Source organism: Microcystis sp. CS-574, from assembly GCF_028329095.1.
Lineage (GTDB): Bacteria > Cyanobacteriota > Cyanobacteriia > Cyanobacteriales > Microcystaceae > Microcystis > Microcystis ichthyoblabe_A.
The window spans coordinates 1-22,769 of record NZ_JAQMSY010000206.1 but is presented as its reverse complement, the minus strand read 5'-3'; the positions used below and the strand labels follow the sequence as shown (position 1 = coordinate 22,769).

General features: G+C 42.4%; 18 protein-coding genes and 2 pseudogenes. 9 read left to right on the top strand and 11 right to left on the bottom strand.

The genetic code is table 11. The features are described from left to right. Together PN470_RS22400 and PN470_RS16395 are read right to left on the bottom strand one after the other, a co-directional pair. A pseudogene (locus PN470_RS22400) lies at positions 1 to 142 on the bottom strand (DUF4351 domain-containing protein); the annotation flags it as partial. A gap of 304 nt (positions 143 to 446) precedes the next feature. Further along, the gene (locus PN470_RS16395; RefSeq protein ID WP_271937246.1) at positions 447 to 857 is read right to left on the bottom strand and encodes a hypothetical protein; all 411 of its coding nucleotides are present in this window, start codon (positions 855 to 857) and stop codon (positions 447 to 449) included. A 199-nt stretch (positions 858 to 1,056) separates the two neighbouring features. Between PN470_RS16395 and clpS the strand changes: the two genes are divergently transcribed. The 3 genes from clpS to PN470_RS16380 are packed head-to-tail and all read left to right on the top strand — an operon-like array spanning position 1,057 to position 3,737. Further along, positions 1,057 to 1,344: an ATP-dependent Clp protease adapter ClpS gene (gene clpS / locus PN470_RS16390; protein WP_002738526.1), complete on the top strand. Its 288-nt coding sequence runs from the start codon at positions 1,057 to 1,059 to the stop codon at positions 1,342 to 1,344. Next, positions 1,337 to 2,167 (top strand): CPBP family intramembrane glutamic endopeptidase, encoded by an 831-nt coding sequence (locus tag PN470_RS16385; protein ID WP_271937244.1) that lies wholly within the window; start codon positions 1,337 to 1,339, stop codon positions 2,165 to 2,167. The genes clpS and PN470_RS16385 overlap by 8 nt, the downstream gene beginning before the upstream one ends. 52 nt (positions 2,168 to 2,219) lie before the next feature. After that, complete coding sequence (locus PN470_RS16380) at positions 2,220 to 3,737, top strand: ammonium transporter (RefSeq protein WP_272104816.1); 1,518 nt, start codon at positions 2,220 to 2,222, stop codon at positions 3,735 to 3,737. An 11-nt stretch (positions 3,738 to 3,748) separates the two neighbouring features. Here PN470_RS16380 and PN470_RS16375 read toward each other — a convergent pair whose 3' ends face one another. Continuing rightward, the gene (locus PN470_RS16375; RefSeq protein WP_272104815.1) at positions 3,749 to 5,659 is read right to left on the bottom strand and encodes an Hpt domain-containing protein; all 1,911 of its coding nucleotides are present in this window, start codon (positions 5,657 to 5,659) and stop codon (positions 3,749 to 3,751) included. Positions 5,660 to 6,233: 574 nt separating this feature from the next. On the opposite strand from PN470_RS16375, the gene PN470_RS16370 reads away from it, so the two are divergent. The 3 genes from PN470_RS16370 to PN470_RS16360 all read left to right on the top strand — a co-directional run bounded on the left by PN470_RS16370 (position 6,234) and on the right by PN470_RS16360 (position 10,539). Then, on the top strand, positions 6,234 to 6,821 hold the full coding sequence (locus PN470_RS16370) for a hypothetical protein (RefSeq protein ID WP_002739207.1): 588 nt from the start codon (positions 6,234 to 6,236) through the stop codon (positions 6,819 to 6,821). 573 nt (positions 6,822 to 7,394) lie between these two features. Then, complete coding sequence (locus tag PN470_RS16365; RefSeq protein WP_272104814.1) at positions 7,395 to 9,191, top strand: protein kinase domain-containing protein; 1,797 nt, start codon at positions 7,395 to 7,397, stop codon at positions 9,189 to 9,191. A 31-nt stretch (positions 9,192 to 9,222) separates the two neighbouring features. After that, the gene (locus tag PN470_RS16360) at positions 9,223 to 10,539 is read left to right on the top strand and encodes a serine hydrolase (RefSeq protein ID WP_272104813.1); all 1,317 of its coding nucleotides are present in this window, start codon (positions 9,223 to 9,225) and stop codon (positions 10,537 to 10,539) included. Between the two features lie 57 nt (positions 10,540 to 10,596). Here PN470_RS16360 and rsgA read toward each other — a convergent pair whose 3' ends face one another. From rsgA to dnaK, 4 genes are all read right to left on the bottom strand, one after another. Beyond that, positions 10,597 to 11,673, bottom strand: a complete 1,077-nt coding sequence (gene rsgA, locus PN470_RS16355; protein WP_272104812.1) for a small ribosomal subunit biogenesis GTPase RsgA — start codon at positions 11,671 to 11,673, stop codon at positions 10,597 to 10,599. Then, the gene (locus PN470_RS16350; protein ID WP_002738399.1) at positions 11,674 to 11,895 is read right to left on the bottom strand and encodes a sulfurtransferase TusA family protein; all 222 of its coding nucleotides are present in this window, start codon (positions 11,893 to 11,895) and stop codon (positions 11,674 to 11,676) included. A gap of 2 nt (positions 11,896 to 11,897) precedes the next feature. After that, positions 11,898 to 13,022 (bottom strand): molecular chaperone DnaJ, encoded by a 1,125-nt coding sequence (dnaJ, locus tag PN470_RS16345; RefSeq protein ID WP_002792864.1) that lies wholly within the window; start codon positions 13,020 to 13,022, stop codon positions 11,898 to 11,900. Positions 13,023 to 13,224: 202 nt separating this feature from the next. Beyond that, positions 13,225 to 15,273 (bottom strand): molecular chaperone DnaK, encoded by a 2,049-nt coding sequence (gene dnaK, locus PN470_RS16340; RefSeq protein WP_272104811.1) that lies wholly within the window; start codon positions 15,271 to 15,273, stop codon positions 13,225 to 13,227. A 408-nt stretch (positions 15,274 to 15,681) separates the two neighbouring features. Between dnaK and ahr the strand changes: the two genes are divergently transcribed. Together ahr and PN470_RS16330 are read left to right on the top strand one after the other, a co-directional pair. Next, positions 15,682 to 16,686 carry an NADPH-dependent aldehyde reductase Ahr gene (ahr, locus tag PN470_RS16335; protein ID WP_271937231.1) on the top strand — a complete coding sequence of 335 codons (1,005 nt, stop codon included), beginning with the start codon at positions 15,682 to 15,684 and terminating at the stop codon, positions 16,684 to 16,686. Between the two features lie 28 nt (positions 16,687 to 16,714). Continuing rightward, positions 16,715 to 17,533, top strand: a complete 819-nt coding sequence (locus PN470_RS16330; RefSeq protein WP_272104810.1) for a Uma2 family endonuclease — start codon at positions 16,715 to 16,717, stop codon at positions 17,531 to 17,533. A 158-nt stretch (positions 17,534 to 17,691) separates the two neighbouring features. On the opposite strand, the gene PN470_RS16325 is transcribed toward PN470_RS16330, so the two are convergent. The 3 genes and pseudogenes from PN470_RS16325 to PN470_RS22395 all read right to left on the bottom strand — a co-directional run. Next, positions 17,692 to 17,859 (bottom strand): hypothetical protein, encoded by a 168-nt coding sequence (locus PN470_RS16325; RefSeq protein WP_002739262.1) that lies wholly within the window; start codon positions 17,857 to 17,859, stop codon positions 17,692 to 17,694. A gap of 413 nt (positions 17,860 to 18,272) precedes the next feature. Further along, positions 18,273 to 19,856 carry an SUMF1/EgtB/PvdO family nonheme iron enzyme gene (locus tag PN470_RS16320; RefSeq protein WP_271937227.1) on the bottom strand — a complete coding sequence of 528 codons (1,584 nt, stop codon included), beginning with the start codon at positions 19,854 to 19,856 and terminating at the stop codon, positions 18,273 to 18,275. Positions 19,857 to 20,032: 176 nt separating this feature from the next. Continuing rightward, positions 20,033 to 20,140, bottom strand: a pseudogene (locus PN470_RS22395) (serine/threonine-protein kinase); the annotation flags it as partial. 398 nt (positions 20,141 to 20,538) lie between these two features. On the opposite strand from PN470_RS22395, the gene hemC reads away from it, so the two are divergent. Beyond that, positions 20,539 to 21,498, top strand: coding sequence for a hydroxymethylbilane synthase (hemC, locus tag PN470_RS16315; RefSeq protein ID WP_016516933.1), 960 nt, complete (start codon positions 20,539 to 20,541; stop codon positions 21,496 to 21,498). A gap of 323 nt (positions 21,499 to 21,821) precedes the next feature. Here the strand turns inward: hemC and PN470_RS16310 are convergent, their stop codons facing one another. After that, positions 21,822 to 22,133: a ferredoxin gene (locus PN470_RS16310; protein ID WP_271937223.1), complete on the bottom strand. Its 312-nt coding sequence runs from the start codon at positions 22,131 to 22,133 to the stop codon at positions 21,822 to 21,824. Between the last annotated feature and the right edge of the window lie 636 nt (positions 22,134 to 22,769).

Genomic DNA, 22,769 nt, shown 5'->3' with positions numbered 1-22,769 from the left:
TTTCAGAGATATTAGGACTAAAATACACATCAATTTCTTTAATTTCTGAGGTGACTTCTTTGCTGACAACTACTGTACCGTAGGGAGAAAGAAGGGTTTCTAGGAAGTCTTTGCTAAATTTATCCCAAATAAAGCGAGTCATTTCAGTTATCAGTTACCAGTTATCAGTTATCAGTGACTACCACCTAAACTCGGTAGCTTGAAAAAGGTTAATTGCCTAAGTTGCTGATTTTAGCCTCTAGATTAATCATCGAGAATTGAGCAAGCGATCGCATTTATGATCTGATTCTAATTTATTGAGGGTCAGTAAGAATAGTGATAATTGACATTTCTCAAGATTTTATCTCCGACTACTGATAATTAACATTAACATCGACAAAAAAACTTTCTAAAATCTGCTTAGATAAAGATAAATATTGACATTTGCTGTTAAATTAGTCAGCTTATCACCCCAAAAGGGAAACAAAAGGGGGTATAGTAGATATGGCCGCTTTTAATTTGGCTGCTGCCGATCGCTCTGGTTGATTGAGTTTAGCCAGAATTTGATTTAATAATTCTAAGATTTGTGCAGAAGCAAGTTCTAGGGGTGGTTCTTTGGTAATTGCCGTCAATTCTGTGACAATTTCTGCTACCATTACCTCGGCATCAGGAAAAGACGATTCTTGACTCTCGCTGGCGACTAAATCCCATTTTTCTCGTTCAAAATCCCGAATTAGTCGGCGTAAATCTTCGATCTGCTGCTTGATCCTAACTTGTTCTTCCGGTCCGATTATAACTAAAATGTCTCGCTTTCCCGCTAATTGTTCTTTCAAGCGTTGAATATTTTTATCGAGATTTTGTAATTCGTCAGTAGCCATGGGAAAATAAGCTTAAATTAGCCAATTAATTCAATTATGATCTATCCATCTAGAAATGTCATTCCTTTGGCTGTCCCCCACTCCCCAACACCCAACCCCCTCACGGATCACAGAAAAAGCCTAGCTCAATCTGGAAATTTTGATTATGATCATTAGTAATTGACCTTTATTTGTGATATAGATTCAAAGGAGAGACACGGTGTCCACAGAAGTCATCGAAAAGCGTTCCACAGCGACAATCCGTAAACCAGCACCGCGTTATCGCGTTTTACTCCACAATGACGACTTTAACTCGATGGAGTATGTGGTTCAGAGTTTAATGCAAACGATCGCCGGTATGACGCAACCCCAAGCAGTTGATATCATGATGGAAGCGCACACTAATGGTACGGCCTTGGTGATTACCTGCATCCAAGAACACGCGGAATTTTACTGTGAAACCTTGAAAAATAAAGGTTTAACCAGCAGTATCGAACCCGATGAATAAAAGATTACGGGTAATTGCCACTTACCCAGTCCCCCTGCGACTGGGAATTTTTATTTTGCTCCTACTTTTTCTCTGGTTGCCGATCGCACTTCCCCTCTATCACTTTTTTGCCACTAATGCTAATCTTGTCTCAATTTTGACCCTTTCTGTTCTCTATCTGGAATTTTTGGGGTTATCCCATTGGTGGGGACGGACAATTTATGGCGATGAGGGATTAGCTGATTATGGGTTAATTTGGCGAATAAAAACGCCGATCGAGTTAATTAACGGGTTAGCGATCGGTCTATTTTTCACTTTCTCGCTTTTTCTGTCCCAAGGGTTCCTAGGTTGGTTAAATTTCTTACCCGCAAATCCCCAAATCGGCAAAATCATCCTGGAGGGGTTTTTAGTCGCTTTAGCGGTGGGTTTTGCGGAAGAATTGCTATTTCGGGGCTGGTTACTGGGAGAATTAGAAAAGGATTATCGTCCCGCTATCGCTCTAGTGATTAGTGCCTTAATTTTCGCTCTTGCTCACTTTATTAAACCTTTAGCCGAAATTATCCGCACTTTTCCCCAATTTCCTGCCTTAGTCTTGCTAGGATTGATTCTCGGTTGGGCAAAACGCACCTGTGGTGGTAGTTTGGGTAAAAGTATCGGTCTGCACGGGGGTTTAATCTGGGCATACTATATATTAAACGTGGGTCAGTTAATTAAATACACTGGTACTGTTCCCGATTGGTTAACTGGAATCGATAAAAATCCTTTAGCGGGAGTTATGGGTTTACTTTTCCTGACAATTCTAGCTATCTGGACAAGAAAAAAGGCAGTTTTGAGTGAACGATAGGGGATTAGATCAATTATCATAAAGGGGAAATTGCCCATCATAGCTATACCCCATGAATCGATTATTATCTTTTCTAGAATATCGCCCGCGTTTGCGTAATATCCTATATTTTTGTTTCTCTCTTATAGTCATGCTGTTGATCGGTGTAGGCAAAGTCACAGCACAGGATTTAAATAATTCTACTCTGGATTTAGTTGCTAATCTCTGGATGTTAATAGCCGGCTCGTTAGTATTCTTTATGAATGCGGGTTTTGCCCTGCTGGAAACGGGTTTTTGTCGTACTAATAACGCCACTAATGTCTTAGCCAAAAACCTAATTGTCTTCTGTGTTTCTGCCTTGGCTTATTGGATGTTTGGTTTCGGTTTAATGTTTGGTAATACATCGGCACTACAAAATAGTTTCTCTGGTGGGACAGGATTTTTCTTGGAAATTTTAACCCCTAATAATCAATACAGTCAATTCCAAGAACTGTGGCCAGGTCGTTCAATTGCCACTTTATTTTTCTTTCAATTAACTTTTGCGGGAACTGCGGCGACCATTGTATCGGGAGCAGTGGCAGAAAGGGTTAAATTTTGGGCATTTTTGCTATTTAGCTTCTTTTTAGTTGCTTTTTCTTATTCTCTGACAGGACATTGGATTTGGTCATCGGAAGGATGGTTATATAACTTATTTAAGTTTCGAGATTTTGCCGGTTCAACTGTGGTGCATTCGGTGGGAGGAATGGCCGGATTAGTGGGTGCTTGGTTACTAAAACCGAGAGATGGACGCTTTGGTTATAATTGCAAAACCGATAGTTATGAAGAAAAAGAAAGGGGAAATTTTGCTCCCCATCAGTTAGGATTTGCAACCCTTGGTTGCTTAATTCTTTGGTTAGGATGGTTTGGTTTTAATGGTGGTTCGGCGGTAAATTTGGATAATGTCCCTATGGCAATTACTACTACGGTTATTGCCGCTGCTACGGGAGGATTTTTGGCGTTAATTTTTAATCCTTTAATTGGTCGGAAGGTCAGTTTATCCATAATTATTAATGGCATTTTGGGTGGGTTAGTGGGGATCACGGCATCCTCAGGTTATGTTAATATCAAATCAGCTATTATCATCGGTGGCATTAGTGGCATTATCGTCTTATTGGGGGAAGAATTTTTAGTTAAAACTAAAGTAGTTGATGATCCAGTAGGAGCAATTTCAGTACATCTTTTCTGTGGTTTTTGGGGAACAATGGCAGTGGGTTTCTTTAGTACCAAAGATGCGGGAGAATTTGCCCTTGGATTAACACAAAATAGTCGTATATCTCAAGTCGCTTTTCAATTTTTTGGATGGGTTATAGTCATGGCATTTACCTTTATTTTTAGTTTAGTTCTCTGGCTCATGATTGGCAATCTCCTCTACTATATGCAAGTAATTGTTTTACGTCAAAAGAACCCACCAGTTGACTTCTCTCCTTTTGTCAGGAGTCAATCCTTCAATGTTTCCGACCTATTCTCACTATTTTGGTCACGGGGAAGGGAAGGAATCCGGGTATCATTATCCGATGAATTAACGGGTAGTGATGGGGTATTTAGTGACTAAAAAGTTAATGTTTATTCGATAAGTTTTTGGCAATCTGGATTATCTGGCAAAGCTCGCTCGATATCCAGTTTCCAAGCCTTGTCATTGTGCCAACGTTTTGCCCAAGATTGAGCTTCTTTAAAGTTATCAGAAGTTGGGGGGATTTTGCACAAAATTTCAAAAGCACCTTCTCTACCCGGCACATTAGCCACAAAATTATTGGCAGCTAGTCCTACTGCTTGCTGAATTAACATTAATTCACTTAATTGAGTCGCACACTTTTCAGAAAGCCGATTACCTTGTTTCCTTTTCAAGTCTTGCAGTTGTTGAATATTTTCTTTTAAGGTAATATTCTCATCTCGTTTAGCACAAATTTCTGGAATACTAGGTGAGGTTGTCACCACGACATTAGGAGTCTTTTCAGGAGTATTGAATGACAAGAAAGCAAATCCAAGAAAGCCTAATATTGCCAAGAAAGATAACAATTTAGTTAAATCAGCAGGAGAATTTTCCACCTTAACTAATTTTTCTAGTTCTTGTCTAACCCATTGAACATTAAATACCTCTTGATAAATTTGATTACTCACTTCTAGATAATCATCATTTTTAATCACTAATTCTGCTTGCTGCAGTGCCAGTTTTTCTGGTTTGTTATCAGCAAAGACTCTCCCCTGCAAAATTTCTTGATAGATTTCTAATCTTGACCTAACATTTGCATCAGGAGTTAAGAGACTGTTTTGTATTTTTTGGAGATGGGATGCCGCTTTATTTTGTAACCAATTTTCTACAATATTCTTCTGAATCAATTGTTCAATTAATGCTTTTTCTTGTCCTTCCTGCAACTCATTTTTATTGTCGATTAGCAAACGGATAACTATTTCCGTTAACTCCAAGTTACCACCCGTCCAAGCTAGAGTCTCCCTAATTAAAGCTGCTCTTTGATTCTCCTCAAATTCGGGTGTTAATTTTTCTTCAGCTAGTTGATATGCTTCCCTTTGGCCTGCCATCTGTACTTTTCGCTCCGTTGGGATTTGACTTAACTCTACAAAACGCTTTTCTGACTCATTAGGATCCTGATTTTCACTCCAGTTTGAAGCTTCTTCTAAATCTTGATCAGAAAAAAGTTTGTATGTACTAACTATTAATTCCGCTTCTGGGTTAATCAGGATTTGTGGTAATTTGGCGGCGGCTAATAATTGCAATTCTTGACTGACGGTGATTGCTTCCCCGCGACCCCATTCTAATAAATCACTAGCTTGTTTTAATTCCCTAATAATAACTGGGGCGAGAGTGCGGTAGGAATGTTTGGGGTTGGCTAGGGCTGATTGGGCATTTTTAACTAAATATTGCCATTGTTGTTGTTCTGAAGCCAATTGAGACAGAGATAAAATTAATTCTTGCAATTGCTCACGGGAAGTGCTGGTTTCTTCCTGTTTAAACAGTTTTAACATCTGTTTGAGGCTATCTCTGACGCTGATGGAGATAGAAGATGTTGCCGCAATAGCGGGGGTGGATTTTACTTGGCCGAGCAGATAGTTAAGATGGGCCTGTAATTCAGCAAAAGTCGGTTCACCGTTTTTGACGATAGCATTAGCTTCTTCGGCCTGCAAACCTAAGGGCTCCTGCAGCTTATCGATTAATACCTGAAGCAGATCATAACCCTTGAGGAACAAAGACTCTAATTTTTGATCCACTTCTATGGGGTTTTCTTTCAACATTGTGAAAGCATCCTCAAGACGGTGAGCAGTTTTCTGGATACTACTATAGCCTAACATGGCCGCCCCTGCCTTGACGGAATGGGCGGCACGAAACACCTCGTTAATCTGTTCAGTGTTATTGACGAGATGGCCTAAGTTTAAAATCCCCTGTTCTAAAGTTTCCAGGTGTTCTTTCGCTTCTTCGATGAAATAGCCGAGAATTTTCTGATCGTTAGCGGAGTCCAAAGTCCTATCCCCCTTATCACGATGCTATCTAGTCCTGGATTGGCCTAGCTTTTCATTAAATATATCAGTGACTCTTAAATCATTATAAATACATTAACAACTGCCTGCGAGCATCTCATGGAAAAATTAATGCGCTCCAGGGTTCCGTGGTTACGCTGTTTGTAATTTAAATTACTTTTTGAGACAAGGTAAGCGGCATTCATGCAAAGATAAAAAGTAAAGGGATTGGCGGAGATTGGGCTAATCTAAGAATAATTGGTTTAAATAGGTCTTACTTACTATTCCCGATCGATTAACTGGAATCGATAAAAATCCTTAAGGGGGAGTGATGAGTTGACTTTTCCTGACAATTCTCACCATCTGGACCAGAAAAAAAGTAACCGATGTAAAACTAGACAGTTAGACTGTCTTCTCTCCCTGACAGGTGTTTTGAGGGGTTTTTTCGCCCATAAGTATTAAGGGGTATGCTGCCGATATGTCCGATGAATGACAATTTTCTAGCGATCGAGCCTTTCCACTACGGAAATTCGAGTTTATGATAAAAAGAAATCCTCTCTCAGGTAAGAGCGGTAGTATGGCTTACTCGACACAGCAGTTAATTGAAATCCTCGATCGAGAAATGCACGCCACTTGCAAAGGGGAACGTCTGTTACTCTCTCCGGCGGAGCGCATTGATAATCCGGTGATTGCCAAGGCGATCAATCTAGAAAAGGTGGGCAAAGTCTTCGCCTATCAGGATTTTCGCCGTCAAGTTCACGATTATCAACAAAAATATCAGGTTTCGGGCATTATCTGGCGTGTTTGTCAATGGGGCGATCGCACTCTTCGTTATCCCGAAATTCATAATCAATTAGTTCCCGTCGCGGGTGACAAGGAAATTCTCATGGCTGCCAAAGCTTCCGTTTTAGAGTTTTGGAACAGTATCACCCCTAATATGAATTTTTGGTGGGCGCTTAACTCCCGTCCTCCCATTTCTGCCGATTCTCTAGCTGAATTAGTCGCCCAGTCCGAATGGGCGGAGTTAGATGTGGCGCGTACAGAATTATATCTCGGCCTCTGTTGGGGTAATCCTTTAGAACACCAGTATCAATGGGCGCAACCCTTTTCCGGTTGTCATCGCATTATCGCAGCCGTCGATGAACCTAGTTCGATTAAGGTATAAAGGACTTCCAAAAACTAAACCATTCATTCATTCTATTGTAGCCATTGATATCAAAACAGGTGTTTTTGAATTAACAAAAGATATCCTCACAGCTTTCGATCAACTTTTAACCCGATTTTTACAAGAGTTCTTATCTAGTCTTAAATTAGCAAAAGTTGCCAAAAATTATACCAATTTTCAATAGTCGTGACTAACATCTGAAAGTGCAATTCCTTTCTCCGAGAGGGATTGCGCTTTGAAATGATCAACTAAGTCTGTCATTATTTTTGAAAAATGATATTAGGGAAAAAGTTCATTGATAAACTGCGCTATCTTCTAGCTTATGTGTGTCAAGAAATCAGCTTTTTACACTAGATAGATAAAGTCATAAAATGTTAACAAATGTTGTCGAAATGGGATGTTTCTACCGCTAAATGTTAAATTTTATTACAGGATGCAACATTTGTGGTCTAGATGGATTTAGATTATCAAAATAAATGGCCAATTAAATACCCTCTTTATCTGATTTGCCCTACCATCACCTCAGTTATTAGTTATCGGTGAAGATTGTTAAGTAAACGGTAATGTTTCCCCATGACGGATTTAATTCTACAAAATCGTTACAAAGTCCTGCGATTAATTGCCGATGGTGGTTTCGGAGAGACTTTTTTGGCAGAAGATAGCCAAATGCCTTCAAAACGTCTCTGTCTGATTAAACAGCTAAAACCGATTAATGATAATCCCCAGGTTCACAATCTTGTCAAAGAAAGATTTGAGCGAGAAGCGGCTATCCTAGAAAAATTGAGCGAAAATAGTCCTCAAATTCCCAAACTGTACGCTTATTTTGAGGAAAATAATCAATTTTATTTGGTGGAGGAATTTATCGAGGGGGAAACTCTCAGCCAAAGAATACAGAGTAAAGGAGTTTTTAGCGATGATCAAGTCAAAGAGATTTTAGTTAGTATTCTACAGGTTTTAATTTATGTTCACGGACAAAAAATTATCCATCGAGATATAAAACCCGATAATATCATTCTACGGATTTATGATAATTTACCGATCCTAATTGATTTTGGTGCGGTTAAAGAAACTATGGGAACGGTGGTTTCTAATTCGGGCCATTCTCTTAATTCTATTGTTATCGGTACTCCGGGTTTTATGCCATCAGAACAGGCGATCGGTCGTCCGGTTTATAGTAGTGATCTCTACGCTTTAGGATTGACGGCTATTTATCTACTAACCGGCAAAACTCCTGAAATGTTAGAGAGCGATCCGATGACAGGAAAAATTTATTGGCGGCAGTTCGCTTTAAATACTAATATCAGTTTAGCAGCCGTGCTAGATAAAACTATTTCACTGCGCTCTAACGAACGTTATTTAACCGCAAAAGAGATGTTAGAAGCGCTACAAAATACCCCATCAATTGTAGCAACAAATATCGTTGTTCCTGCTCCTACTCCCGCTCCTACTCAAGTAATTTCTCCTGTAACTTCAAAACCTGTTTCTAATCCCCGCACTTTACCTGAATGGGTGAAAGCGATAATTATAGGGAGTATGATCGGTACTGGCATTTTAGGTGGTTTTGTCTTAAGTCATTATCTCTCAAATTCTTCTGGAGATAAATCAATTTCTCCGTCACCTTCCCCAGAGAATCAAGACTCAGATATTACCATTAATAATGAGTTTCCTAAACCTGTGTGTGGAGATGAGAATATCACCGATACTTACTATAAAGTTGTAGTAACTGATGAGGATAGTTTAGAGAGAGTGAAAAATAACTTTTGTCGCGATGCTGTTGTTAATGATGGGAATATTCAGGTAGCAACTTTTAGTGACTTAAATCGCGCTCAAGAGCTACAAAGGCAACTAATTAAATACTTTAATCAAGTTAAAATCACCCAAGGTGTCATCGATACCTCACCGGATCCTGAACCTGTCTATTCACCCGTTCCTCAACGGACAGTTAACTCTATTTCTCGTTCAGAAGCGGTGAATTTAATCGAGCGCTGGTTAAAGGCAAAAAGAGATATTTTCGGTCCATCCCATCAAACCTACTTAGGAGAAGAATTACTTACAGGTAAAGCTTATGATTACAACATAAAGCGCTCTGATGGTCAAGAAAGTTCTTCCGAATGGTTAGCTAATAATGGCTCTTATTATATCTATGGAGTTCAGAGAATAGATTCAGTTAATAATTTTACAGCCTCTGGGGATCAAGCTACAGTGGATGTGGTGGTTACTGAAGAAAGAACCCTCTATAACAATCAGGGTAAAATTGATCGAAAAAATAGTGCTTTTAGCACTTCATTGGTTCGCTATAATCTCCAAAATGATCAGGGACGATGGAAAATAGCTCAATATAGAACCATTAAAAATTTAGCTCGTAGATAAGTTGAATTAATCACAAAGTAGAAACAAAAAAATGAAAAATAACTCAGATAACAAAAAAACAGAGACATCTAACTACAATTATGAATACCATACTGGTATATCAGATATAAAGTTTCTGTTTATATCTAGCTTAGTAGCGATGACTTTTGCTGTGGTCGGTTTTTTAATCTTCAATCAATCTCAGAAAACAACAAATGTAATTGATGATAAGCCCTCTATATCTTACAGAAAATCTCCTGAGTCAATAATTAATAAAACCCCAGATATACCCACAATGAAAACTCCTATCACTTCGCAAACTGAACTTAATAATCAACAAATTGCCTTGCCATCTTTGCCTATTCCTGATAATAATAATCGTATCAATTTTCAAAAAACGTTTATTTATACTCCCGATAGACCGCCAAATTTTAAGCGGAACGACCAACTACAATCTATTATTAAAAATGTCACTGATTATGTTGCAGAGAATAACTTACCAACTGAGAAATTATCAATTAGCTTAATAGATTTTAAAACCAATAGTAGCGAAAATTATCAAGGAAATATAGGAAGATTTCCCGCTAGTGTTGTCAAGCTTTTTTGGCTAGTCGCTCTGTACGGTTATGTTAATTATCATCAAGGAGATATAGGAGAATATACTATTGAAATTCAAGAAATGATCGGAAAGTCAGACAATGAAGAATCAAGTAATATTGTTGATGCTATTACTGGAGCAAAATCAAATCATAAAAATATGAGCCAGTCGGAGTATCAAGAGTGGTTAAAAAAAAGAAATGTACTTAATCAATATTTTGTCGATGCAGGTTATAGTGGTATCAATATTAACCAAAAAACCTATCCTATTCCTTCTAAAAAAATGTTTAAACCCCAGGGTGCTGATTTAAAAATGAGAGGCAATGATCCTAAAAGTCCGATTAGAAATAAAATTACAACTGAACAAGCTGCTAGATTAATGTATGAAATTATTACAGGACAAGCTATATCGCCCGAATCTAGTCAGGAGATGCGATACTATTTGAACAGAATAAACATGATGCAAGATGGCAGCTGGAAAAGTATTGACCCGAATCAAGGTCAAGGTCATTTTAATCCAATTAAAGGATTTTTTGGTGAATATTTTGCCAACAGTGACCCTAAAAATATCCAAGAATTTGCTTCTAAAGCTGGTTGGACAAGTGACAGTCGTAGTGAGGTAGCTTATATTAATGATGGTCAAGTTGCTTATATTTTAGCTGTGTTTACCCAAGATGCTGCCTACGCTCAAAATTGGCAAATTTTCCCAAAAATTTCTGAATTAGTCTATCAAAAAATGCAGCAAATACACTCAAAGTATAACACCCCCTAACATCTTTTCCCAATTCTTACTTTAGCAATCCTGAAGATAAAAGTATCCTAACCGATTCTATTCAGAATCATCATTATAAATATCTTGGAGAGTTTTATTTTCGTAGCGTTCCTGATCTTGATTTTTGCCGCGACGGGAAGGACGACGATATTTTTTATTAGCTAATTTGGGTTCGTAGGTTTCTTGCCCTGCTTCTTTAATTTTTAACTTTAAACTTGACTCTTTTGTGCTAGTTTTCTGCAATGACTGTTCTCGTGTAATCGCTTCTTCTAAAAACTCTAAATAATGTTGGTAACGTTCCCAATCTCCCCTAACCACACAGTTAGGTTCCCGACGGTGAGTACAATCATTAAATTGACAATTTCCCAAAGCTAAACGCTGTCTCACTTCCGGAAAATAAAAAGTTAATTGTTCCGGTGAACAGTTAATATCCGGTTGGTTAAACCCCGGACTATCGGCCAATAAACCCCGATTTGGTAAAGCAAATAACTGCACATGACGGGTAGTGTGACGACCTTTTTGCAGTTTTCCCGACACATCCCCCACCCGTTGATTAATCTCAGGAATTAGGCAATTAATTAAACTCGATTTTCCCACCCCCGAAGGACCAGCCAAGAGAGTGATTTTATGGTTTAATTGTGCCAATAAAGCCTCAAATCCCCGATTTTTCTCCACACTGACAAAAAAGGGACGGTATCCCCAACCAGCTAGGCGATCGCTCCAAATCTCTATTTGTTCCGGTTCCCCCAGATCAATTTTATTGACACAGACCGCAATTTCTAAGCCTGTGGACTCCGCTTTCACCAAAAAACGACTGATCAGCCAAGGATCGAGGACAGGTTCAGCAAGGGCAAAAACTAGCAAAATCTGCTCGATATTGGCAACGGCCGGCCGATCGATCTCGGTACTGCGGGGGAGAACTTCTGCGATCGCACCCTGCCGATCATCAAAATTGGCCTCCTCCACGCGCACCCGATCACCAACCATCACCGACTGACCGATTTTTTGCAAGCGAGCGCGACGGGTACAGAGAAGATTCTCGCCCATAACGGCAGAATCCAAGCGTACCTGATAGAAATTCGCCTGTACGGCCACCACTGTGCCGTATAAATCGGTTAATTGTGCATCTACCATTTAGGAATCGGGGCGATAGACTTTGAGCACAAAAAAGCTATCTCGGTCCTCGATCGATTCTATCTGATAACCCTCCACTGTCAGGCTAGTGGGAACCTGTTCGATCGGTTCCCCGGCATCTAACCAGACTTCCAACCGTTCCCCGGCGGTCATTTTCTCTAATTGTAATTTTGTCCGGACAAAATTAATTGGGCAGGGAGTGCCGCGCAGGTCTAAAGTCATAGTTATTTATGGAAGATATTGCCTAAAAATCCCTCAATGCCGCCTTTCCCCACGGTTTCCCCGCGAACTTTTGCCAATTTTTCCAGTAAATCCCGTTCTTCTCCAGTGACACGGGTAGGAATCGAGATTTTAACGGTAATACGATGATCACCGCGGCTGACGGGATTACCTAATTTGGGAACCCCTTTACTTTCTAAAATCAGTACGGTGTTCGGTTGAGTACCGGCTGGGATAATCAGGTCTTCTTGGCCATCTACCGTATTAACTTTAATAGTACATCCTAAAATCGCTTGGATATAACTAATCGAGATATTCGATTTAATATCATTGCCTTCCCGTTGAAATTCTGCATCTGTTTCCACGGTTAGATAAACGAATAAATCCCCCGGCGGCCCGCCTTTAAGTCCTGCGTCACCTTCCCGGGCAACGCGCAACTTCATGCCGTTGTCAACCCCTGCGGGGATGGTAATTTTCAGTTTTTTGGTTTCCTGTTTACGTCCGGAGCCGCCGCAAACGTCGCATTTTTCCTCGATCACTTCTCCCGCACCGTCACAGGTGGGACAGACCGAAACCTGAGCAAAAGTACCGAAGGGAGTACGGGTGGCACGACGCACCTGACCAGTACCATTGCAAGTAGTACAAGTACGAGAACCAGTCCCCGGTCTGGCCCCACTGCCTTTACAGGTTTGACAGGTTTCCAGATGACGGATGCGGATTTCCTTTTCGCCGCCAAAGACCGCCTCGCGGAATTTTAGTTTAAAATCGAGACGTAGATCCTCGCCCCGGGTAGGGCCTGTGCGTCGGCGGGCCGTTGTTTGGCCGCCCATGCCCCCAAAACCACTAAAGATTGTCTCAAATATATCGGCGAAACCGCCCATATTGTCGGGATCAAAACCGGCAGCGCCCCCAGAAACCCCGGCCTCACCAAAGCGGTCATAACGATTGCGGGTTTCTGGTTCCGAGAGAATTTCGTAGGCGCGGTTAATTTCTTTGAAGTGTTCTTCGGCTCCCGGTTCTTTGTTAACATCGGGGTGGTATTTTCGGGCGAGACGACGATAGGCGCGTTTGATGTCTTCTTTGCCGGCATCTCGCGAGACACCTAGAATTTCGTAGTAATCAGTGGGCATAGGGGGCTATGGTTCTGCTGGCAATTTATAAATAAAGTTTAAGTCTAGTTGTTACTTTAACAAACTATACATAGTAGTTTAGTTGGGTTATCCCTACTATTTTTGCTGGGGGTGAGGGGTTGGGAAGTGGGAAGTGGGAAGTGGGAAGTGGGGAGAAGGGGAGAAAAAAGCTGATAACTGATAACTGATTACTGATCACTTTTTAATCTACGGCCTCATAGTCACTGGTGCTGATTTCTTCGCCATCGTAGGGATCATCATCACTGTCCAATTCGGTGGATTTAGTTTCCAGATTACTATAGGTTCTGGTTCTAGTGCGGGAGAGGGTTGGCCCATTGGTGAAGGTATTCGAGGAAGTAGCCCGGGTGCGGGTAGGTCGAGTCAGTTTTTCGGTGACATCGATCGATTCAAACCCAGCACCGTTAAGGGGTTGGTTTTGCTCTTGTCTCCCCGTGTAGATGCGGGTACCGATTTCGAGGACAAGCTGACGAAATTCTGCCAAGGTGGTTTTTAGCTTTTCTGGGGATAGGGAGGGGTCGCGCAGAGCGATTTCCAACTGTTGCCGCTTCTGGTCGGCCAGTTGCCGGATATCGGGGGCGACTAACTGACTGTTTTCCCTGAGGGTGACTTCGTAGCTATAGAAAAGACTATCGCACTGCTGGCGAATATCGACCATTTGCAGACGACGGCGATCGGATTCGGCGTATTTTTCGGCTTCTAGGCGCATTTTTTCAATTTCGTTCGGTTTCAGCCCTCCAGTATGGCTAATTAAAATGCTTTGTTCTTTGCCAGTGCCTTGGTCGCTGGCGGACACTTTCAAGATGCCGTTAACATCGATCTCAAAGGCCACCTCGATTTGTGGCACCCCCCTAGGAGCGGGAGGAATTCCTGTCAGGAGAAATTTACCCAGGGTTTTATTATCCCGGGCCATGGTTCTTTCCCCTTGCAGAACATGAATTTCCACGGAAGTTTGACCATCGGCAGCGGTGGAAAAAACCTGAGATTTGCTGGTGGGGATAGTGGTATTGCGATCGATAATTTTGGTAAAGACTTCCCCGAGGGTTTCAATGCCGAGGGAAAGGGGGGTGACATCGAGGAGGAGGATATCTTCCACTTCTCCACCTAAAACTCCCGCTTGAATCGCTGCCCCCAAAGCAACGGCCTCATCGGGGTTAACAGAGCGATCGATCTGGCCGGTAGAAAAGAAACGGGAGATCAATTGCTGTACGGCGGGGATTCTGGTGGAACCACCAACGAGGATGACACGATCGATATCGCTAGGCTGCAGTTCGCTATCTTTGAGGGACTGTTGTACGGGTCCGAGGGTTTTTTCTACTAATTCTCTGGTTAATTCCTCGAATTTAGCGCGAGTTAGTTCCAATTCTAGGTGTTTAGGGCCAGTTTCGTCGGCGGCGATGAAGGGGAGATTGATCGAGGTGGTAATCAGGCTAGAAAGCTCGATTTTGGCTTTTTCGGCGGCTTCTCGCAGTCTTTGGATCGCCATGCGATCGCTGGACAGATCGATGTTTTCTTGGCTTTGAAAGTTCTCCACCAACCACCGCACTAAGAGATTATCAAAATCGTCCCCCCCAAGATGGTTATTGCCGGCCGTGGCTTTCACTTCAAAGACCCCCTTCCCCAGTCGCAGGATGGAAACGTCGAAGGTTCCTCCCCCTAGGTCAAAAACGAGGATATGTTGATCTTCGTTTTGTTTATCTAAACCGTAAGCTAGGGCAGCGGCGGTGGGTTCGTTAATAATTCTTAATACTTCTAGTCCTGCAATCATCCCCGCGTCTTTAGTGGCTTGACGTTGGGCATCGGTAAAATAGGCGGGAACTGTAATCACGGCCTCGTTAATCGCTTCTCCCAGATAGGCCTCGGCATCGGCCTTTAATTTTTGCAGGATCATGGACGAAATTTCTTGGGGGGTAAATTCCCGATCGCGAATTTTGATATTGACAGTATCATCGCGACCGCGTTGGCAATGATAGGCAACTCGTCCCCTTTCGGTCTCGGTATCTTGCCAACGCCTACCGATAAAGCGTTTGATGCTATAGACGGTATTTTCGGCATTAGTGACCGCCTGACGTTTGGCCAGTTGTCCCACTAGGCGCTGGCCCTTGCCGAATCCCACGATACTAGGAGTTGTCCTTCCCCCTTCCGAGTTGGGAACTATAATCGGCTGACCTCCCTCGAGTACGGCAATGCAACTGTTGGTTGTCCCTAAGTCGATGCCGATGACTTTTCCCATGACGCTCTAATAATAATGATAGTTAATAGGATACAATCGCTGACAAAAATTATCCCCAAATTAGAAGCGGGCTTTTTACCTCGTCTAATCTTGCCCCGGTTGAAAGCTGGTAGTTTTCCTGCGAGGCTAACAAAACTTGTCGGTAAAGTCCGCAAGCCCGACCAGATCGGTGTAGTGGACTATATATCAAGAGTAACCTAAAACCAGTGATTTTGCTGATGCTGCCAGTTAGCGATCGCCTCTGGCTATTCTTAAAATTGCCGTTTTTAAGATTTTTTTAATGATCACGAGCGGACTTCCTTGATGTTGATGTCCCTAGCAGTGGAATTATTGCCCAATCTTCTTAACCCGAATTTTCGATAAATTTGGGATAAAATAACCAATAAACTGATCCTAGAGGACTTAATCATGATTAGAGCCTATGCTGCCCGAGAAAAAGGCGGAAAACTAGAGCCTTTTGACTACGATCCGGGTATATTAGGGGATGAAGATGTAGAAATCGCGGTGGAATATTGCGGCATCTGCCACAGTGACCTAAGTATGCTCGATAACGATTGGGGACTGACCACCTATCCCTTTGTCCCTGGCCATGAAGTGGTCGGCACGATCGCCGCTCTTGGTGCTAAAGTCAAAGAGTTAAAATTAGGGCAAAGAGTCGGTCTGGGTTGGTTTTCCCGTTCCTGTTCCACCTGTGAAACCTGTATGTCAGGGGATCAAAACCTTTGTGCCACTGCCGAAGGAACTATCGTCGGTCGCCATGGTGGTTTTGCCGAAAGAGTCCGGGCCCATCATAGTTGGTTAGTTCCCTTACCAGAGCAGTTAGATGCTGCCAAAGCTGGCCCGCTTTTTTGTGGTGGTATTACCGTCTTTAATCCGATTGTCCAATTTAATATTAAACCCACGGCCCGAGTTGGTGTCATTGGTATTGGTGGATTGGGCCATATAGCCTTAAAATTCCTCAAAGCTTGGGGCTGCGAAGTAACCGCTTTTTCCAGTAGTCCCGACAAAGAAACGGAAGCAAAAGAACTAGGAGCGACTCATTTTATCAATTCCAGAGACCCAGAGGCTTTGCAATCGGTACAAAATTACTTTGATTTCATCATCTCCACCGTTAACGTTAATCTCGATTGGGGTCTTTATATCGCCTGTTTACGTCCCAAAGGTCGTCTGCATATTGTTGGCGCTGTTCTTGAACCCATGGCTACCTACGCTTTTCCCTTGATTATGGGTCAAAAATCGATTTCTGGCAGTCCTTTGGGTAGTCCCAGTACCGTCAGTAAAATGATTGAATTTGCCTCTCGCCATGGCATTGAACCAGTCACAGAAACCTATCCTATCTCCCGGGTGAATGAAGCCATGGAAAAATTGCGAACTGGACAACCTAAATATCGCCTCGTCTTACAAATAAAATAAAACCATCTCTATCCCGGACGTAACCCCGATGACTCAACCCCTCACTCCTCCAGTTATCGATTGGGAAGAACCTCCCATTCCCCCGGAAGACTTGATTTTTGATGATGGAGAACCTTTGGAAACCTACCGTCACCGCAAGGCCATGAATGTGTTAATCGATTCTATCGAACAAGCCTATCAGGATCGAGAGGACTTTTTTGTTGGCGGTAATATGTTTATTTACTTTAGCCGTGAGCGGGTTTTTAATAAGGATTTTCGCGGCCCCGATTTTTTCGTTGTCCTCGATATCGATGGTAGTTATAAACGACAAGGATGGGTGGTTTGGAACGAAAACGGACGTTATCCCGATGTGATCGTGGAATTAATGTCAGAAAGCACCGCAAAAATCGATTTAACTATCAAAAAAGACCTCTATGAGCGGACTTTTCGCTGTTCCCAATACTTTGTTTATAATCCCTTTGATGCCACTTCCCTGCAAGGTTGGGCTTTAGACCAAAATCAATGCTATCAAGAAATTATTCCCGACCATCGCGGTTGGTTATGGTGTCAACGTTTGGGATTATGGTTAGGAGTCTGGATGGGCAGCATCCAACGAGAAGAAGCTCCTTGGCTGCGTTTTTATGACCTAGATGGCAATTTAATCCTCCTACCTGCGGAATTAGCCGAAATCGAACGTCAGAATGCTGAAATTGAACGTCAACGGGCCAGGGCTGCCTCTCAACAGGCCGAAATCGAACGTCAACGGGCCAGGGATGCCTCTCAACAGGCCGAAAGCGAACGTCAACGCGCGGAACGTTTAGCGGCACAATTACGGCAATTAGGCATAAATCCCGATGAAATCCCGTAATCGGCCCAAGACTGACCCCTATCTCTAAAAACCGAAAGCCCACACCTTCCGATCTCGGTTTGTGTGGGCTGATTGTTCACTTAATTCTAAGATTGAAAGCGTACACTTTGGCGAAATCTCAGAGCCTAACTCAGAGTAGCACCAGAGCGATCATAAGTTTAGGAAGAGAAGTCGGCCGAGAAGCGACGTTGAACGGTTTCCCCGTGGCCATTGTCATTGTCAATACCGATTTCAGAAGCACTTCTGCCTAACATCGATTGTTGACGATTTTTGACGGCGTGGTGGTGACGCATCATTAAGGCACGAGCTTGTTGTTCTGTGGACATAATCATTTCCTCCGAGCTGCAAATAGTGTTTAGAACTTTTTTAATCACCCACTAATATATATAACATACAATTCTGTATCTATTTTTACAAAACGCCCTATTCCCAGAAAAATTCACAAAACTTTACAATAGGAGAGGGGAGACGGGAGGACTCCAAAGAACCTAGGTGACGAATATCCATAGCTCCTTGGAGCTGTTGAATGATTTGATCAGGTAAATCGAGGACTTCCACCAATATTATCCTAAATCCGTTGAGTAACCCACAGAAAACCAGTTTCTCCGAGAAACCCCTTTTCTACTCATGCTACCTCAATTTTCTCAAAAAAAAAATCGACCCGCCTAGGGGCGGGAAAGAAAAAGAAAAAGAGAAAAATAGGGAATGAGGGTAAAAAGGGAAAAAAAGGGAAAAAGGGTTATAGAGTCCTCCCAGCACCGCACACCACCCGAAAACCGAGGTTGTCGAAGTTGGCATGGGGGCCGGTGCGGTCGCGGCAAGCGGAACGGCAGTAATCTGGACTGTGGCTCCAACAACTGCTCCGCGCTATTTGAAGACCCTTATCCTTTATCAGCCAAGCACTGCCATCCCTTGGCGCATTCTCATAGCTATCATGCCAATTGTCCTCGCACCACTCGCAAACATTGCCAATCATGTCATAGAGTCCCCAAGCATTGGGCTTTTTCTGGCCCACAGGATGAGTTTTATCCTGAGAATTTCCGTCATACCAAGCGTAATCTCCTAACTGATTAGCATCATCACCGAAATAAAAGCGAGTAGTAGTCCCCGCACGACAAGCATATTCCCATTCCGCTTCCGTCGGTAGGCGATAGGTTTTCCCTGTTATTTGACTCAATTTCCGACAAAAAGCTTGAGCATCATTCCAACTAACCTGTTCTACCGGATTTTGGGGATTGTTTTTAAACTCAGAGGGATTGATTCCCATTACCGCTTCATATTGTGCCTGAGTCACTGGATATTTCCCAATAGCAAAACTGTTTAATTTAACTTGGTGTTGAGGCTTTTCCCAACTTTCAGCATCGGGATCGCTGTCAGGAGATCCCATGATAAATTCACCTGCTGGTAAGCTCACCATCTCCAGTGTGACTCGATTGGGTAGTTTTTCGGTAAATGGAGTAGGTGAAACAGGCTTTTTGACTGCTGCCGGTGCTGGTGGAGGTGACGGGGGAGAATTCAATCCCACAGGTTGTAAGGCATTTAAAACCTGTTGTGCTGTCCATCTTTGTTTTCTATCTTTTTGCAAACACCCTTCAATAATCGGTTTAAACTCTTTCGGTAAACTGGGGATTTGTAGCTCACAATTCATCACCTTCGCCATTAACTGGTGAATATCATTATTAAACTTATAGGGAAGTTGATTAGTCGTCATTTCGATTAACATAATACCTAATGACCACAGATCCCAAGCCGAGGAAATATCCCCCCTAAAGGCTTCGGGAGGCATATAAATAATTGTACCGCTATTGTGGACGGTTTGAGTGTGGCTTTTGTTATTTAAAGTTCTAATTAAGCCAAAATCTGCTAACTTGTATTGTTGATTAACCTTGAGGATATTACCCGGTTTTAAATCTCGATGGACTTTATTTTGTCCATGAAGATAATTTAAGCCCTGGGCGACTTGAGCAGCAATATTTTTAATTTCACTTGATGATAAACCGCCTTTGGCGATGTGATTTTCTAGGCTACCCTGTGCCAATTCCATGACTAAATAAAGCATTTCTGTATTAAGAAAAGTAAATTCCCCCACTGAATAAGCCTTAATTAAATTAGAATGTTCTAACTTTCTGGCATTTTTTAACTCAATTAATTTATCATCGCTACTTTCGGGGATAACTTTAACAGCAACTTCTTGAACCGATGTATTTCTAGCCATTTCACTAGCATGAAATACACCCCCAAAACCACCCGCACCGAGAAACTTATTAAGACGATAGGGGCCTATTTGTTGCCCTTCTAACATCCTCATCATTTGGTCTAGCATAATAACTCCTGAATTAGACAATTTTTACGTTGTGTAACTATCCTATTAAGTGAGTGGTTATAATTATTAAATTGAAGATAGATTGTGCCTTTGATCCCCCCTTGATCCCCCCTTGATAAGGGGGGCGCAGATCCCCCCTTGATCCCCCCTTGATAAGGGGGGCGCGGATCCCCCCTTTCACTAGCATGAAATACACCCCCAAAACTACCCGCACCGAGAAACTTATTAAGACGATAAGGGCCTATTTGTTGCCCTTCCAACATCTTCATCATTTGGTCTAGCATAATAACTCCTGAATTAAGTAGGTAGGCGTTAAAAATTATCAGATGCCCCCTTATTAAGGGGGATCCCCCCGCCTATCGGCACCCCCCTTATCAAGGGGGGCAGGGGGGATCGAACCTAAAATCCATTTTTAATTTAATTATAACCAGCTACTTTAGCCAATTTGTCCGTTCAAACATTGTCATTAGTTAGACCCTGTTGCAACGTTTGTCCCTCTATTTTAATCTAGGCTTTCAGCTTTGCTGTCAGTGGGGAATAATGCTCACCCTATGTGCCTAAAAATATTAAGAGATGTAACTATTTATGCCTAACCTAGAAAGTGATTACTCAACAGGGGTGAGATCAGGATAGTCTAGATCGAGCAGTCCGATAGATGTTTAGTTAAATTCCTACTTCAGATATGTCCGTTTCTAGTCCTCCTCGTTCCCTGCGTATCGGTTCGCGTAAAAGTCAGTTAGCCCTAGTACAAACCTATTGGGTACAGGCAGAATTGAGTAAACACCACCCCCATCGACAGTTTGAGGTGGAGACGATGAGTACCCAAGGCGATAAAATTCTCGATGTGGCCCTGGCGAAAATCGGTGATAAGGGTTTATTTACCAAAGAATTAGAAGTGGGAATGTTGGATAGATCGATCGATCTTGCCGTCCATTCTCTCAAGGATCTGCCCACTAATTTGCCCGAAGGCTTAATCTTGGGTTGCGTCACGGAAAGAGTGAATCCGGCCGATGCTTTGGTGGTCAATAACCAAAACCAAGACTATCAATTAGACACTTTACCAGAAGGTGCGGTGGTGGGGACCTCTTCCCTGCGGCGATTGGCCCAGTTGCGTTACCATTATCCCCATCTGACTTTTAAAGATGTGCGCGGCAATGTTAACACCCGTCTGGCAAAACTGGACGCGGGAGAATACGACGCGATTATTCTGGCAGTAGCGGGATTGGAAAGGTTAGGATTAGGCGATCGAGTTCATCAGGTTATTCCGGCGGAGATTTCTCTCCATGCGGTGGGACAGGGGGCTTTAGGGATAGAATGCCGCGATGCTGATCCGGAGGTTTTGGAAGTCCTAAAAGTGTTGGAACACGCCCCTAGTCGCGATAGATGCTATGCTGAACGCGCTTTTTTACGCGAGTTGGAGGGGGGTTGTCAAGTTCCCATCGGAGTAAATACGGCGATCGAGGATGGTATCCTAACTTTAACGGGTATGGTGGCTAGTCTCGACGGTAAGCGCCTGATTAAGGACTCGGTTAGCGGTGATCCTAGCCATGGGGAAGTCTTAGGACGAGATTTAGCCCATAAAGTGCGCGAGGCTGGTGCTGGGGAGATTTTAGCCGAGATTTTCGCTGAAGTGGGCCGATAATTAGTGATCAGGGGGAAATTCAGCTACTTTTTCCCTGAAAATTAGGTAATTGACCCCCTCAAAATCGGTAAAACCCCACACCCCACACCCTACACCCTACACCCTGCCCCTAGGAAAAACTTTTTCAGCAAACCCTAATTAGTGATCAGCGCCCATTAACCCTACACCTCACACCCTGCCGCTGCAGGATTAATTTTTGGGCTTTATCTCACTGTCGAGTCAAGAGGCAAAAATATAAATAAAGCGAGAACTGTCGCCCTTGCAGTTCCCGCTCTATTATTGTTGTATTGTTGGAGTATCTAACCCCCGAATATTGAGTTAAATTAGTACAAATCTTCTTCTTTGTGGGTGACGATCACACAGTCAGAAGTAGGATAGGCCACACAGGTGAGGACATAATGCGCTTCAATTTGATCGTCATCTAAGAAGGATTGCTCGGATTGATCAACGCTACCAGATATGATTTGACCAGCGCAAGCAGAACAAGCACCAGCACGGCAAGAAGAAGGTAAATCTAATCCTTTTTCTTCCGCTATATCGAGAATATATTCATTATCGGGAACATCAATTTCATAATCGCCCTTGGGTGTTTTCAGGGTGACTTTATAAGTGGTTGTCTGTATTTTCTTTGCCATAGGTTGTTCCTCAGTCTCAAAATGCCTTCTCTCCCCGTTTAGACTGAACGGGTCGAATGAGTTTCCTTTTTGATACTACGCGAAAATTTACCCAGCTTAACTTAGCATTAGTAATGACAGCCTTAAATAAACTTAAAATAATATTTACTTATCACTTTAGCAGATTAGCTGTTTAATTAAAAGTTGATACAATAGCCTAGTCTCATAAAATAAAAGTCTGCATAGCCTATCCTTCCCTAATGCCTTAAAAAGGGTTGATTCGGAGAAATAGTGCCAAGAGCGTCAGCAGACAACTGAGAACGCACCAAACCGAAGAAAATCTAGTAGAAATGATTTGGCTACAGTTAACAAGTCTTTTGAGCAGATTTTAGGGGATGGCGAAAAGTTTTCTTGTGGTTAAACGACTGTTCGAGTTTTTTGTAAATTTCAATTATTGAATTTTCCTAACCTTAAAAAATACGATACCTTTTCACATTTTATTTAAGGATGCTATAGCTAACAAAGTTAATCCGACTGGGGATTGGAAATTGTACTCGTCACTATTTAAGTAGGTAGGGGTTAAAAGTTGTCAGACACCCCCCTTATCAAGGGGGGCAGGGGGGATCGAACCTAAAATCCATTTTTAATTTAATTATA